We start from the raw sequence: 13,650 nt of genomic DNA, 5'->3' as shown, positions 1-13,650 counted from the left end.
AGACCGGACATGAAACGTTTGAAGGAAGCCTTTGCACGCTGGAAGGCGAAGCATTGGGATCTGAAGCCATACATCCACGACGAACCCATGTTTCTGATGATGGGGTTCGACAGGCCGCCCTTGCGGGACTTCTGGGAGCGACGGAAAGGGTTAATTCTCAAAGCGGCCCCCTGGCTTGCGAGCCTCATCGGCGGTGCGATAATCCTGAAGCTGATGGGTCTCGCTTAAGCGACCATCCAGCACGGCGGCGCGGGCCTCGTCCAAAACCTTCAAGCGATCCAGGTCGCTGGCGGAAGGATCAAAGCTGACGTGAGTCAGAGGAAAGGTTGTGGACCCACCGCGGTTCGCGCTTCCCGTTACGAAGCCAGCGGCAAAGCAAAAGGCAGAAACACCAAAGGCCCCACAGGCGACCAACAAGCTATCTGCAACCATCGCTATTCCCTTCCTATGCACTGTATGAATTAACAGCTGATCCAGAATCTCTATTCGCCCTCCCCGCTTCAGCGGAAAATGGCGGCATCGAACGGCTAAGCCGCAGATTTGTTGGGATGTGCCTCGATAAGCAGCCAGGCCGGATCGAAGGGTCTACCCCTGGCTGCCGCAAGCTCGGCAATCTTCATGACGTAATTTGTTTCGCCCGTGTACTCGGTTCTTGGTAACGCGTCGGCAGCCAGCCACTTGTAAATGGCGCGCGGGGTTTTTCCGCAAGCCAAGGCCACGCTTGGAACACCACCTGCGTCGTCGATCGTTTTCTTGAGCGGCCGCATTTGGCCTCCAATTCAAATATGAACTTACGGTACATCTTAAGTCGGAACTGAAAGTACATGCAAGCGCGTGAGAACATGAACCCATGGTTCAAATAGAAGAAATCCGCAATTCGTTCGTAGCGCGCCTAAAGCAATCCCTCGCCGAGGCAGGGATTCCTGAGTGGGGGGCGGGTGTGCGCTTGGCAAAAATGGCAAAGGTGACTCCGAAGGCTTGTAGTAAATGGCTCAACGGAGAATCAATGCCTGGAGGCGCCAAGATGCTTGCCTTGGCTGCAGCGCTTAACGTGAGAGTTGAGTGGCTGGAATACGGCCGCGGTCCAATGCGTGAATCAGCAGCACTGACTCCTGAAGATCCTCGCGCGCAACCGCGCAGCTTCGATCTAAACAGTGAGCCCGGCTACACTGGCGTGCTGCAACTCACGGCGCGGGGCTCAACTGGTGACGGTGATGATAATCCGCATGTTGAGATACGCGGCGTCATGGCATTCAAGTCGACATGGCTGCGGGCCAACAACCTAAATCAGAAGCATCTGGACGTGATCTACGCTAGCGGCAATAGCATGGAGCCGACGATCAATGACGGCGACGTACTGCTGGTGGATGAGTCCAAGATTGAACCGAAGGATGGCCAGATATTCGCGATGCAGAGCGAATCGAAGGGTACCATCGTGAAGCGCCTGGTGAAGTCAGACTTTGATGGATGGATTATCCGTAGTGACAATCCAGATAAAGCACGTTACGGCGATGAGACACTGCGTGATGGTGAGATAAACGAAGTCAGAATCATCGGTCGTGTGGTTTGGCGAGGGGGTATGCTGTAGCTAGAAAGCGCTGCTACTAACCATAAATCTACGAATGGGAATGGATTCAATGTTCGGTAAAATCGCAATAGGCATAGTGGTAGCAGTGGTATTGTTTTTAGGCTACGGCGCAATCATCAATAGCACGCCAGAAGGGCAGCAAAAGTCGCACGCTCGCGATGCAATTGATCTTTGTTGGAAGCGTGTGGACGACAACCTTCAGCCCTTGAGCAATCGCAGGTTCATTAGAGGCGCTTGCCAGAAGATGGTTGAAGATTACGAGTCAGAATTCGGGCCCTCCTCCACGATACGAAAAGAATAACCCTCCCACCCCGAACAGCCCGCCATTGAGCGGGCTTTTTATTGCCCCCTGACAAAATATGTACTTTTGGTACTTGACCAATATGAACCATTGGTACATATTTGCCCCATCGCCGGATAACAACCGGCCAGATGGAAGGCAGCGATGAACCGGCCTCAACGGTTCAGAGGGTTGGCAACTGACCCGGGCGTGCAGCGTAAATCGCCAAGACGAGTTATCCAGCGGGAGAACAAGCCGAAAGGCCCGCGGCTGGAGTGACATTTGTTTCAAGCCGGTGACCGACGCCAGTAGCGGGTCACGGCCAGCATCAAACGAATTGAATTAGCGGGCCCGATAGCCTCGGCTGGGACCGCCGGACCTCATGCACCCTGCCCACTCAATCAGGGCACTCAGAGCTGTAGCGTGCATGTTGTAAGGACCTGTGATCCACGGCGAACAAATGCTGTTTGACGCTGTGCGTAGGAAGCTCGAAGCCCACCCACGAAGACGAACGGCCATCCCTGCAACCAGCGGCGGGTAACTGGCCAACACCGATGACGCAACAAACCCGGTCTGACGCCAGTAGCGTGACCGGGATTTCACCGATAGGCCTTCGCAAAAGGGCCTGACGGGAAATCAACCAGGAGGGAAGTCAGTGAAACCGAAAATCGTAAGTGGATTGTGGAAGGGCTATCTGGGCATGGGTTTAGCGCCTCGGGAGTTGCAGTACGTTCTTGGCGCTGCCCAGGGCATGACGGCCAAGGAGATTGCACGCCAGTTCAACGTGGCGGCCTGCACCGTAGCGAAGCGCCTTTCCAGCGCGATGTTCAAGCTCGGCGTGACTCGTCAAACGGCGCTGGTAGCCGAGGCGATGCGGCGAGAAATCATCGTTGGCCTGTCTGAAAGCCCGAATCCTCAAGGCCCAGCAGGAGAATCAAACGATGGTGTCTTTATCGCTTAAACGCCAGCGGAGCATCACTTGTGCACCTTGGCGACAGGGTGCAGCGGGATGTAACCCAACCCAGAGGAATCACCATGTTAGGCAAATTGTTCGGCAAGAAATCCGGCCAAGCCCGCGCAGCAGTCTCCAAGCTGGCCAACCGCGACCTGATGGAAGCGGTCGTGTACGGCTCGATCTACGTTGCGGCTGCCGATGGCGAGCTGGAAGACAGTGAGCTGTCCAAGATCGAAACCATCCTCAGCAACAACCCGGCGCTCCAGGGCTTCGGCGCGGAGCTGTCCAACACCATCGACCGTGCCAAGACCGACTTCAAGTCAGGCGCTCGCATCCTGCGCCAGAACGCCGAGAAAGAACTGGGCGACCTGGCTCACTCTCCAGCCGAAGCGCTGACCGTCCTCAACGTCATGTTGACGGTGGCCGAGGCCGACGGCGAGATCGAACCAGCCGAACTGACCGCCCTGGAGCGCAGCGCCAAGCTGCTGGGCCTGAACCTGAAAGACCACCTGTAATGCCGGGGATCACAGAGCTGGTTAAACGCCTGCGTGCGTTTCTCATCTTCGCTCTGCTCATCGGCGTGGTGCTGATCGATTCAGTGTCTCGAATCATCAGCATGTGCGCCGACGGGTTCCTTGCGCTGCTGATCCTGCTTCTGATCTGGCCGCTGATCAAACAACGCTGAGCATCACTTCTGCCCATTCACTGAGTGGGCAGCGGGATGGCGAAGGCCCAAACGAATCCAGAGCGGGGATAAAGCCGCCTCCGCCACGGCCGTCGGACAAGACGGTCTCTGTGAACACTCCAGAGCAGTGTTCGTTTCGTTCCGTATGAGCGCAGGCTTAGCCAATGAGCCAAATCAAGAACGCTGACAGTCGGAAGAGTACGACGGACAGCCGGAAAGACGGCCCGAGCACCTGGTACTCCCCAGCACCAGGCCGCATCGGACTGCTCTCCACCTTTCACGACAGGCTTTAGATCGTTAAAGAACCTTCACCGAAAGCCTGAGAGCAGTCCAATGCGGACGAACACCCGGCACTTGCCGGCCACCTGCATTCAGCCCACCCAGCGCGGAGGATTGGCAGCCATGTGAACCACAACGAACCCTAGACGCCAAAGCGTCGACCGCGTGACGTAGGGAGGTCTACGAAGCGCACTGAAAGCCCGGTTTCGACTGGGCTTTTTTACGACTGGCCTTTACCCGCCAGCCCCCTCCCCTGGGCTCACCGGCACATACCAGGCGGTCAGGGTGCTGACGAATAAACGCAACCCACTGAGGTATCCACCATGCACGCATCAATTCAACAGCGCGTAGACGGGGTTGCGGCCCTGCATGTTCGCTCCCGCATTGCCACCGAAGACTTCTACGCCTTGATCGGCAAGGAGCAGCCAGTGCAGAAGATCCGCTATCAGATCATCACCCGCGGTAAGGCGTATCACATCGTCGAGCTCGCAACACGAAAGGTGAAGGGCTTCCGCTGGACCTGGAAGGAGGCAAGCAACTTTGCCCAGGCTCTTGAGGCGCGTGCAGATGGCGTGAAGGTAACGCTCTCAGGCGGTGCGCAATGATCGGCGAACCAATGCCGGATCCACGGCACTCGATTATCGACAACCTGAACCAGCAGCTGGAAGCGTTCTTCGGCTCTGGCAAGAAAGCCCAGATCATCCCGAACGGCGTTGGTGTTGACGGTCCCTACAGCGGCACCACGGCACACCACGAACGCCTGCGCAAAGAACGCGACAAGCTTGCACCTTCCGTGCGCGCCGAAGCAGCCAAGGGTGTCGTGGCCAGCGTTGCAGCAAAGAACCTGGGCATGCACATCAAGCGCGTGACGTTGATCGCCCAGGAGAACGGCTTCAAGTTCGCCGACACCCCATGAGACGCATCAACAACCAGGTGCGCCAACGCCGGCGCCAGGCATGGCTTGATTTGCCAGCACATGAAATCGAAGAGGTAGGCCATGGCCAAGGACAACGCCCAGATCCAGCGGGACAAGCGTGCGAAAGAGAAGGCGCTGCTCGACAAGATCGGCGCCGAGAAGCGCTCGTTGATTGTCTCGAAAGCGCTCGATGATGCGCTTCAAGTGCTGGGCGAGCGTCACGATTTTGAGGAATGGCAGGAAACGGTATCAACCTTCCTGATCAATCTGGCGGCGGCACCCACCGAAGTGTCGGCCCGCCTCGTGAACATGTCGCGACCTGATTTCGAGATAACAGAAAAGCAGTCGCGACAGCTTGAAGAGTTCAGCAAGACCGGTATCGAACCAGCATAACCCACCCTACTCGCTGCATCCGGTAAACGGAGGGCGGCGCTTACCCGGAGTAACCCCATGACCAAGCAAGCACAGCAAACAGTACTCGCCGCCGAACTCCCTGAGCGCGGCCAACCTCTGGCCGGCGGTGTGTTCGTCACCCGCTACTGGCTCAACGGCGCCGAGCGCGCCCTGATCCTACTGCCTGACGAACTCAGCGGCCCATGGGGTGAGTACGGCGTCGAGATAAAAGGCACCGGCAGTTACAGCGACGGCGAAGCCAACACCAGGGCGATGGCCGAGGCTGGCAGTGTGATCGCCATCAAGGCCCTGGAGCTGGATGGCTTCATCCCGTCTTGCCTGGAAGGCCAGCTGCTGATGGCGGCAATGTCTGATGGCCTGGTGGAGCTCCGCGATGACCGCTACCACTGGCTAAGTACGCAGCGCTCCGCCATCTACGCCTACCACATGGCCTTTGAAGATGGCTGGCTCAACTTCGACGCCAAGTTCCACGAGCGGCTCGCGCGCCCTGTCCGCAGCCTGCCTATTCAGTAATTCATTTCTTCATTCGTTTTTCGCAGGTGATTCCCGGGAGCGCCAGGACGGCGCTCAGACCAGAAGCTCGTCGGGAAGCGCCGGCTACCTGCACCCTTATCTCACTCACAGGAGCATCCCATGCGTTCAAATGAACTGACCACGTACACCCGTGGCGATCTGATGATCAGTGGCCCAGACGAAGCGGTGGTTCTGAAACTGGCGACGCTCGCCATCGCCGCCGAGCCCGCCATCACCGCAAGCGGCATCCCAGCTATCGGCGAATACTGGCCCGGCGAAGGCGGCGTGAACGGCGGCCTGTTCCCTGGCGGCGATAAGCCCTACTACCTCATCATGCCGACGGGCGCAGATGCTGAGTCCAGTCTTGAGTGGGGCAGCTACGGACAAGAACTCGACGGCGCCAAATCCCCATGGGATGGCCAGGCGAACACCGCTTACCTGATAAGCAGCAATCGGGAACACGACCACCCTGCCGCCCAATTCTGCGCCGCGTACGAGCGCGATGGTCACAAGGACTTTTACCTGATGGCGCGCCGTGAGGCGTCTTTCCTCGAAATCACCGTTCCAGATGTGTTCACCAAGGCCTATCACTGGACGAGCTCGCAGCGCTCCGCCTACTTCGCCTACACCATGGACTTTGGAGCTGGCTGGCTCGACAACAACGGCAAGCTCAACGAGCGGCTCGCGCGCCCTGTCCGCAGAAAGTTTATTTGATCATTCAATTCTTCATTCATGGGTGCGATAGCACCCTCGCTTTTCAGGAGGCCAGGGATGGCGCTGCATACGGATTTGGAAATCCACAAAGTGGCCGAGGAGTTGCTCGGGCTTTCGCTTGACCTGGTGCGCAACATCCCGCGCGACCTGAAACAGGTTGTCGGGGCAAAGATCCGGGACGAGTGCTTGCAGGTCCTGGTTCTGATCGGCCGGGCCAACATGACCCGGGAGAAGCTACCCCACATCAACCTCCTGCTTGAAAGCATCTGGATGCTCAACTACTTGCTGCGCGCCCTCACCAACAGAGGGTTGATCAGCAAAGGGCAGCACGCCAAGGCAATGATGATGACGGCCTCAGTTGGCCGCCAGGCAAACGCCTGGAAGAAGTCCGCAACCGCGCCCGCTGCTTGAGGGTTAAGGCCCTCTTGCCTGTGCGCCAAATCTGGTCGAGCCGCTGACCTCTTGGTCACCGCCATGCGCACAACAGATACCACCGGTCTAAAGCGTCCGGGCTGGTCTCGCGCAGTTTCCAAGCTGATCGGCAATGCCTTCGGCTTGGCGATTTAGATAGCTCGACAGGTCGCAGCGCTCCGCCAACAACGCCTACAACATGGACTTTGAAGATGGCTGGCTCAACAACAACGACAAGAACAACGAGCGGCTCGCGCGCCCTGTCCGCAGATTTAAGTGTTGCTCCATTCCAGTTCGAGGATCTCGTCCAGGCTTACTACGACTGTCGGCGCAACAAGCGGAACTCCGCGAGTGCCCGACAATTCGAGAAGGACATGGAGATCAACTTGCTGGAACTGTACGACGACCTGATTGCCGGCACTTACCGGCCAGGCCGATCCATTTGTTTCGTTGTCTCCCGCCCGAAAGCCCGCGAAGTTTGGGCGGCAGCCTTTCGGGATCGCGTCGTCCACCACCTGATGTACAACCATGTGGCCCCGCGCTTCTACGCCAGCTTCATAGCGGACAGTTGCGCATGCATCCCAGGGCGCGGCACGCTGTACGCCGCCAAGCGTCTTGAATCGAAGATCCGCAGCGCCAGCGAGAACTGGTCGAAGCCGATCTTCTACCTCAAGTGCGACCTGGCCAACTTCTTCGTCGCCATCGACAAGGCGGTGCTGCGCAAGCAGCTGGAGGCAAGGATCACCGAACCCTGGTGGCTGGCCCTGGCAACGCAGATCCTCATGCACGACCCGCGTGAGGATTACGAGACGCGAAGCCCGGCCCACCTGTTCAACCGGGTGCCACAGCACAAGCGCCTGGTCGCGCAGCCCGCAAGCCTCGGCCTGCCGATCGGCAACCTGTCGTCGCAGTTCTTCGCCAACGTCTACCTCGATGCCCTGGACCAGTTCGCCAAGCACACGCTGCGCGCAAAGCACTACATACGCTACGTGGACGACTTCGTCTTTCTGCATGAGTCACCGCAGCAACTTAACCAGTGGCTGGCCGAGGTCGAAGCATTCCTGCCGAGGCTCGGCGCCAAGCTCAACCCCACGAAGACGATCCTGCAGCCAGTGGATCGCGGCGTCGACTTCGTGGGCCACGTCATCAAGCCCTGGCGGCGTACCACTCGCAAGCGATCACTGGCCCAGGCATTGAAGCGAACGGCCGCAGCACCAGCCGAGGATCTACGCGAGACGGCCAACAGCTACTTCGGCCTGCTCAGTCAGGCCAGCCACAGCGAGAAAGACCGGGCGGCACTCGCCCGCGTCGTGCTGAAGCGCGGCAACAGCGTCAACTCGGCGCTGACCAAAACCTTTCAGAAACGGTAAATTCATAATGACAACAGCAATCGATTTGTTCGCCGGGCTGGGCGGATGGAGTACTGGTGCACGCGCTGCCGGCGTTAACGTTCTTTGGGCTGCCAACCATTGGCCTGAAGCCGTCAAATGGCACAGCGCCAACCACCCAGGCACCCAGCATGTATGCCAAGACCTTCACCAGGCCAAGTGGGAAACGGTTCCCAGGCATGATTTGCTTCTGGCGTCACCGTGTTGCCAGGGCCATTCAAAGGCGCGTGGCAAGTCATCGGGTAATCCGCAGCACGACGCGAGCCGCTCGACTGCCTGGGCGGTTGTCTCTGCGCTTGAATTTCACAGACCCGAAGGCGGCCTACTGGAGAACGTGGCCGAGTTCATGGACTGGGCGCTATATCCAGCCTGGCTCGCAGCTGTTCAGGCTCTTGGATACCAGGTTGCGCCGCACATCGTCGACTGCGCCGACCTTGGCGTTCCCCAGCATCGTATTCGTCTGTTTCTGGTTCTGACCCGCAGCAGGGCGCCACTACTGCTCCAAATACAGCGGCATGAGCATGTTCCGGCCACCAGCTTCCTTGATTTCAACTCTGGAAAATGGTCGCTCATAGACAAGCCTGGTCGTGCCGCGGCAACTCTCGCGCGCGTGGCTAACGGCAGGGATCGCTTCGGTGATCAGTTCATCATGCCCTACTACGGCAAAGGCTCTGGACTCACGGGCAGAGACATGGGCAGACCAATCGGCACCATCACCACGCTGGATCGGTGGGCGCTGGTACGCGGCAACGAGATGAGAATGCTCAGCGCTAATGAGGCTCTGGCAGCCCAGTCATTCCCGACCAATACCCTGCGACCTGACAACCACCGGCTGACCATGCACATGGCGGGCAACGCAGTACCGCCGCTGGCCGGACAGCGAGTGATCGAAGCTTATCTCGAAGCCGCATAACTCCCCCACTCCACCGCCCGGGCATGGCCCGGCAAGGACTCCCCGTGAAACGAATTTACCTCAGCGGGCCCATGAGCGGCTTGCCAGGGCTGAACTTCCCCACCTTCCACAGCATGACCGCCAGCCTTCGCGCCAGCGGCCACACCGTCACCAACCCCGCCGAGATCAACCCAGAAGGCGGCACCTGGACCGACTGTATGCGCCGCGACATTGCCGCCCTGATGGACTGCGACACCGTGGCCACCCTGCCCGGTTGGGAGCATTCAAAGGGCGCAAAGCTGGAAGTGCTGATCGCCGAGAAGCTCGGCATGACCGTTGTGGATGCCCATGATCTGGTAACGAGGGAGGCTGTATGAGCGAAGCTAAACGGTATCAGGCTGACTGGCATGGGATGTTCTTGGATTTGCCTGGGCGCCGGATGGGTACAGAAGAGCGCTTGGTCGTGCTCGCCTCAGACTTCGACCGGGTAACCGCCGAGCGTGACGCGGCTCTGGCCGAGCTTTCAGAGATTAAGGAAAGCCTGGCTTATCGCGGTAGTCTTCTTTGCCGAATTGAGGGTCAGCGTGACGCCCAGCAGCAAAAATTGACAGTGGCGACAGCGATGCATCCATTCGCCGAAAAGGTCATCCGCAAACTGGAACGCTTCCAGGAGTGCGCGGACGACGGCCAAGGTGCGGACATCGGACGGCATTGGTTTGACCTGCTCACCCAGCTCGGCCTACTGAATCGTGTGCAGCGCAGCCCTGCACTGTGGGAAATGACTCAGCAAGGCGAAGACGCCCTAGAGTTGTCGTGGCAGAGCGCAAAATCCCGATAGGAGTACATCCGTACTCCCGCGCAAAACCTGTAACCCCTCCCCCTTCAAAGTCAGCCGCTATAGCGGCAAGGACGAAGTCATGCCTGAAGAAAAACTCAAACTCCAGGTAGGCCGGACCTACCGAGCAAAGAAGCCAGCCAAGGCCGGTGCCACCTGGAACCCATCGATCAACGACCGAACTATCACGTGGGTCGGCTCGTGTGAGGTTCAGTACGACGGCCCTTCGGTCGGATTCGGCAAGCACTACCCGAAGGTGACCAAGGAGAAATTTCTCGCATGGGCCAGCCATGACGTAACTGATCAGCTTCCGCCAAACGAGTACGCGAAATGGCCACCAGCCAAGGAGTCCGCATGAGCAGCGTCAAGGAATGGCCGATCCTGTTCTCGGCGCCGATGGTGCGCGCCATCCTGGAAGGCCGGAAGACGGTCACGCGCCGTGCGGTGAAGCCGCAGCCCGAAGTACGCATGGTCGACATGATCGGCCCAATGCTGACTTTCAAAAATAAGCGAGGCGGCCACTGGCTTTATCCGAATGCCAAAGCACAGATCATCGCTGACTGCCCCTACGGCAAGCCAGGCGACCGGCTGTGGGTGCGCGAGACTTTCATCGATCTGCGCGGTACCGGCGTTGAGCACCGCCCAGACCCGGCCGGCCCGCTACAGCGCTACGCCTATGCTGCCGACTGCCGCCCTAGGTCACACAGCGACGAGGCACGGAAAGACTTCGGCCTGAAGTACAAACCCAGCATTCACATGCCGCGGGTTGCGTGCCGCATCCTGCTGGAGATCACCGACGTGCGCGTCGAGCGGTTGCAGGACATCAGCGAAGACCAGGCCAAAGCCGAGGGTGTGCGCCTGATGCGCGACGGCAGCGATACGTGGGTAAGTAGAGAAGGCCCTGGAAACCTCGTTACACCATGGCCGACTGCCAAAGAAGCATTCAGCGACTTGTGGAACTCCATCAATGGACCGCATGCATGGGTCGCCAACCCGTGGGTCTGGGCGGTTTCGTTCAAGCGGGTGACGCCATGATCGCCACCCTCTGGTTCGCCTACGTCTTCATCTACAAGGTGAGCAAGCCATGACGCAGACAATGCAGGAACAGTTCGAACAAGCCTTCAGCGACGACAACGGCAAGATGCCAGTGGCTTTCATCAAACTGCAGCGCCAGGGCGACAGCTACAGCGTGCCACGCGTTGCCAGGGCCTGGTACTGGTTCAAGCGCTCTCGCGAAACCCTGGTGGTGGACCTGCCCGCCGTCGAGGCCTGGGATAACGACGGGCGCTTGGATCGCGAAAAGGACGACACGGCCAACTGCGCCATGGGCCTGGCTCCGGTCATCGATGTGCGCATTGCAATGACCGCCGCCGGCATCTCCATCAAAGCAACAGCCTAACCCCAATCCCCCTACATGCCTGCCGGTGAGCGGCGGGCGGAGCTATGGCATGAACAAAGAAGAAATCGTGGCCTTGCCGCCAAAGATTGAAATTGCAATTAAAGCAGGCCAAGCCGCCGCTGATGCATGCGACGACGATGGCGGTAGCGCCAACTGTGACCGAGTTGTTATCCCAATGCCCGGTGTTCGCGAGTCATGGGTTAATGGTATGCGCGGATACCTCCAGGAGGCGACTGGCTGGCACCGCCGAGGCTTCCACCTCGACACCCCTTTCGCTGGCATCGGCAATCGTCGTTATGCCGGCGTCCAGGCCATGCACAAATCACTCAAGGACCAGGGCGTCGACTGCTACGTCTGGTATCAGATGGATTAACCACCTTCTGCCGCCCAGCGCGGCAAGGACACCCCATGTTCGCTATGAAACTCACCCTGATACTGCTGGGCGCTTTTCTGTACCTGGTAGGAACACTCGGCTGGTTCTTCTGGGCCGGGCCCGGCCTTGTTGGCACCGGCACCACCGAGGCACTGCTCTACGCCTTCGCCGGCACATGCGCCTGGCTGCTGATCAGCTTGGGCCTGGCAATCCACATCATCAAGACAGCGCGGCCCACTGCCGGCGGGAGGAATCCATGAGCAAAGTCACCCTAGATGAATGGGCGGCGGCCGAGTTCAAAACGCCACCAAGCCCCAACACCCTACGCAAATGGGCACGGGAGGGCCGAATCAACCCTGTACCCGTAAAGCACGGCCGCAACTACTATGTAGAATCGGACGCACATTATCAGGACCCTGAGCAGCAGCCCGCCCGAATCACAGGGGGCAGCCTGATCAGCAGAATAGAGAGAGCCCGCCATGGCGCCCAGGCCGCGTAACACCGGGTCAAAGGACCTCCCCCCCAATCTCTACCGTAAAACTGACGCCCGCAACGGCGTCACTTATTACACCTACCGCGACCCAATCAGCGGTCGCGTATTCGGCCTGGGTAAGGATAAGGAGGCGGCCATTCGAGAGGCCGTCGCCGCCAACCACGCAGACGCCATCAAACCAACGCTGGCTGAGCGCATCAGCACTCCGGCGCCAGCGCCTGGCAAATTGTTCTCGGAATGGCTGGACGAATACCGCGAGCTGTTCGCCGAGCGGAAGCTGTCGGCAAGCAGCAATAAAAACGTGGGTATGCGGCTAAACCGCCTGACGGCAGTCTTCGGCTCGAAGGGGATTAAGGACATCACAACGATGGATGTGGCCGATTACCTGACGGGCATGGCTAAAGAGGGAAAGGCGCAGATGGCCAGGGCGATGCGCTCGCTGTTGCGAGACGTGTTCGCCGAGGCTCAGGCGCGAGGGTGGGCAGACGCCAACCCGGTCGAAGTGACCAAGGCCGCGCGGGTAAGCATCAAGCGCGAACGGCTGACGCTGGAACTGTGGAAGGCAATCTATGAGGAAGCCAAGAAACCATGGCTTCGCAGGGCAATGGAACTGGCGGTGCTGACTGGCCAGCGCCGGGACGATATAGCCTCGATGCTTTTCAAGGACGTGCACGACGGCTTCCTTCATGTCGTTCAGTCCAAGACCGGGGCCCGGCTGCGGATCAGCACCGCGCTTCGCCTCGAGTCGGTCGGCCTGGATCTGTCCACCGTAATTAAGCAATGCCGCGACCGCGCTCTGTCACAACACCTGGTGCACCATGCACAAGCTTCGGGCCGGGCAAAGGCTGGCCAGCCATTGGTGCTGGACACGCTGAGCTCTGCATTTGCCGAAGCGCGCGACAAGGCCGGCGCGAAGCTGGGTATAAGTTTTGGGCGCCAGCCACCGTCCTTTCACGAACAACGCTCGCTGGCTGCACGCCTTCATGAGCTTGAAGGCCGTGACGCCCAGAAACTACTCGGTCATCGTTCGGCCACAATGACCGATCTGTACCGCGACAGCCGAGGCGCTGAGTGGATCGACGTGGCATAATCGACGGCTGAATTTTTGGGCGATATTGGGGAAGTTTTGGGGAGGATTTTATGCCCAGTGAAATCAAGCACTTACAGCTTTACGGCATCAAAGCCTGCGACACCATGAAAAAGGCGCGCACCTGGCTCGATGAGCACGCGGTGAGCTATGAGTTCCATGACTACAAAACGGCCGGTATCGACCGCGAACACTTGACCCAATGGTGCAACGAGCACGGTTGGCAGGTGGTTTTGAACCGTGCGGGTACCACCTTTCGCAAACTCGAAGACGAACGCAAAGCCGATCTCGATCAGTCGAAAGCCATTGAATTGATGCTCGCACAACCCTCGATGATCAAGCGCCCGGTGCTCGATCTCGGTGACAGAACCCTGATTGGCTTCAAGCCAGATAGTTATTCGGCGGCCCTCAAGTAGGCCAGCCTTCCA

General features: G+C 59.0%; 23 protein-coding genes and 1 pseudogene. 23 read left to right on the top strand and 1 reads right to left on the bottom strand.

Going from position 1 to position 13,650, the window contains the following annotated elements:
- The first annotated feature begins 9 nt into the window (after nt 1–9).
- Nucleotides 10–228, top strand: coding sequence for a hypothetical protein (locus KVH01_RS02380; RefSeq protein WP_192904187.1), 219 nt, complete (start codon nt 10–12; stop codon nt 226–228).
- 299 nt (nt 229–527) lie between these two features.
- Here the strand turns inward: KVH01_RS02380 and KVH01_RS02375 are convergent, their stop codons facing one another.
- Nucleotides 528–767 carry a helix-turn-helix domain-containing protein gene (locus tag KVH01_RS02375; protein ID WP_217880323.1) on the bottom strand — a complete coding sequence of 80 codons (240 nt, stop codon included), beginning with the start codon at nt 765–767 and terminating at the stop codon, nt 528–530.
- Nucleotides 768–850: 83 nt separating this feature from the next.
- Between KVH01_RS02375 and KVH01_RS02370 the strand changes: the two genes are divergently transcribed.
- The 22 genes and pseudogenes from KVH01_RS02370 (at nt 851) to KVH01_RS02265 (ending at nt 13,638) form a co-directional block, all read left to right on the top strand.
- On the top strand, nt 851–1,588 hold the full coding sequence (locus KVH01_RS02370) for a S24 family peptidase (protein WP_217880322.1): 738 nt from the start codon (nt 851–853) through the stop codon (nt 1,586–1,588).
- A gap of 980 nt (nt 1,589–2,568) precedes the next feature.
- A pseudogene (locus KVH01_RS29670) lies at nt 2,569–2,757 on the top strand (response regulator transcription factor); the annotation flags it as partial.
- A gap of 146 nt (nt 2,758–2,903) precedes the next feature.
- The gene (locus KVH01_RS02360) at nt 2,904–3,338 is read left to right on the top strand and encodes a tellurite resistance TerB family protein (RefSeq protein ID WP_217880321.1); all 435 of its coding nucleotides are present in this window, start codon (nt 2,904–2,906) and stop codon (nt 3,336–3,338) included.
- Nucleotides 3,338–3,508 carry a DUF3927 family protein gene (locus tag KVH01_RS02355; protein ID WP_217880320.1) on the top strand — a complete coding sequence of 57 codons (171 nt, stop codon included), beginning with the start codon at nt 3,338–3,340 and terminating at the stop codon, nt 3,506–3,508. The genes KVH01_RS02360 and KVH01_RS02355 overlap by 1 nt, the downstream gene beginning before the upstream one ends.
- Before the next feature lie 602 nt (nt 3,509–4,110).
- Nucleotides 4,111–4,392 (top strand): hypothetical protein, encoded by a 282-nt coding sequence (locus KVH01_RS02350; RefSeq protein WP_217880319.1) that lies wholly within the window; start codon nt 4,111–4,113, stop codon nt 4,390–4,392.
- Complete coding sequence (locus KVH01_RS02345; RefSeq protein ID WP_217880318.1) at nt 4,389–4,703, top strand: hypothetical protein; 315 nt, start codon at nt 4,389–4,391, stop codon at nt 4,701–4,703. The genes KVH01_RS02350 and KVH01_RS02345 overlap by 4 nt, the downstream gene beginning before the upstream one ends.
- Before the next feature lie 81 nt (nt 4,704–4,784).
- The gene (locus tag KVH01_RS02340; protein WP_217880317.1) at nt 4,785–5,096 is read left to right on the top strand and encodes a hypothetical protein; all 312 of its coding nucleotides are present in this window, start codon (nt 4,785–4,787) and stop codon (nt 5,094–5,096) included.
- Nucleotides 5,097–5,153: 57 nt separating this feature from the next.
- On the top strand, nt 5,154–5,630 hold the full coding sequence (locus tag KVH01_RS02335; protein WP_217880316.1) for a hypothetical protein: 477 nt from the start codon (nt 5,154–5,156) through the stop codon (nt 5,628–5,630).
- 120 nt (nt 5,631–5,750) lie between these two features.
- Entirely contained in the window at nt 5,751–6,344 is a 594-nt protein-coding gene (locus KVH01_RS02330) for a DUF1566 domain-containing protein (RefSeq protein ID WP_217880315.1), read from the top strand.
- Nucleotides 6,345–6,401: 57 nt separating this feature from the next.
- A complete protein-coding gene (locus KVH01_RS02325; protein ID WP_034134182.1) occupies nt 6,402–6,755 on the top strand; it encodes a four helix bundle protein in 354 nt (117 codons plus the stop codon).
- Between the two features lie 212 nt (nt 6,756–6,967).
- Complete coding sequence (locus KVH01_RS02320; protein ID WP_225924000.1) at nt 6,968–8,125, top strand: RNA-directed DNA polymerase; 1,158 nt, start codon at nt 6,968–6,970, stop codon at nt 8,123–8,125.
- A 7-nt stretch (nt 8,126–8,132) separates the two neighbouring features.
- Nucleotides 8,133–9,056 (top strand): DNA cytosine methyltransferase, encoded by a 924-nt coding sequence (locus KVH01_RS02315; protein WP_217880314.1) that lies wholly within the window; start codon nt 8,133–8,135, stop codon nt 9,054–9,056.
- Between the two features lie 44 nt (nt 9,057–9,100).
- A complete protein-coding gene (locus KVH01_RS02310) occupies nt 9,101–9,412 on the top strand; it encodes a DUF4406 domain-containing protein (RefSeq protein WP_217880313.1) in 312 nt (103 codons plus the stop codon).
- The gene (locus KVH01_RS02305; protein WP_217880312.1) at nt 9,409–9,873 is read left to right on the top strand and encodes a hypothetical protein; all 465 of its coding nucleotides are present in this window, start codon (nt 9,409–9,411) and stop codon (nt 9,871–9,873) included. The genes KVH01_RS02310 and KVH01_RS02305 overlap by 4 nt, the downstream gene beginning before the upstream one ends.
- Before the next feature lie 79 nt (nt 9,874–9,952).
- Nucleotides 9,953–10,228 (top strand): hypothetical protein, encoded by a 276-nt coding sequence (locus KVH01_RS02300; protein WP_217880311.1) that lies wholly within the window; start codon nt 9,953–9,955, stop codon nt 10,226–10,228.
- Nucleotides 10,225–10,905, top strand: coding sequence for a hypothetical protein (locus tag KVH01_RS02295; RefSeq protein WP_217880310.1), 681 nt, complete (start codon nt 10,225–10,227; stop codon nt 10,903–10,905). The genes KVH01_RS02300 and KVH01_RS02295 overlap by 4 nt, the downstream gene beginning before the upstream one ends.
- 49 nt (nt 10,906–10,954) lie before the next feature.
- The gene (locus KVH01_RS02290; protein WP_217880309.1) at nt 10,955–11,269 is read left to right on the top strand and encodes a hypothetical protein; all 315 of its coding nucleotides are present in this window, start codon (nt 10,955–10,957) and stop codon (nt 11,267–11,269) included.
- A 49-nt stretch (nt 11,270–11,318) separates the two neighbouring features.
- Nucleotides 11,319–11,642 (top strand): hypothetical protein, encoded by a 324-nt coding sequence (locus KVH01_RS02285; protein WP_217880308.1) that lies wholly within the window; start codon nt 11,319–11,321, stop codon nt 11,640–11,642.
- Nucleotides 11,643–11,677: 35 nt separating this feature from the next.
- On the top strand, nt 11,678–11,902 hold the full coding sequence (locus tag KVH01_RS02280) for a hypothetical protein (RefSeq protein WP_217880307.1): 225 nt from the start codon (nt 11,678–11,680) through the stop codon (nt 11,900–11,902).
- The gene (locus tag KVH01_RS02275) at nt 11,899–12,141 is read left to right on the top strand and encodes an excisionase (protein ID WP_005785574.1); all 243 of its coding nucleotides are present in this window, start codon (nt 11,899–11,901) and stop codon (nt 12,139–12,141) included. Before KVH01_RS02280 ends, KVH01_RS02275 begins: the two co-directional genes overlap by 4 nt.
- On the top strand, nt 12,122–13,225 hold the full coding sequence (locus KVH01_RS02270) for a phage integrase Arm DNA-binding domain-containing protein (RefSeq protein ID WP_217880306.1): 1,104 nt from the start codon (nt 12,122–12,124) through the stop codon (nt 13,223–13,225). Before KVH01_RS02275 ends, KVH01_RS02270 begins: the two co-directional genes overlap by 20 nt.
- A 50-nt stretch (nt 13,226–13,275) precedes the next feature.
- Nucleotides 13,276–13,638: an ArsC family reductase gene (locus KVH01_RS02265; RefSeq protein ID WP_217880305.1), complete on the top strand. Its 363-nt coding sequence runs from the start codon at nt 13,276–13,278 to the stop codon at nt 13,636–13,638.
- Nucleotides 13,639–13,650: the final 12 nt, after the last annotated feature.

It is taken from the genome of Pseudomonas khavaziana (assembly GCF_019145205.1).
GTDB classification, from domain to species: Bacteria; Pseudomonadota; Gammaproteobacteria; order Pseudomonadales; family Pseudomonadaceae; genus Aquipseudomonas; species Aquipseudomonas khavaziana.
Note: the sequence above shows the minus strand (reverse complement) of the source record. Positions and strands in the feature narration are given on the sequence as shown.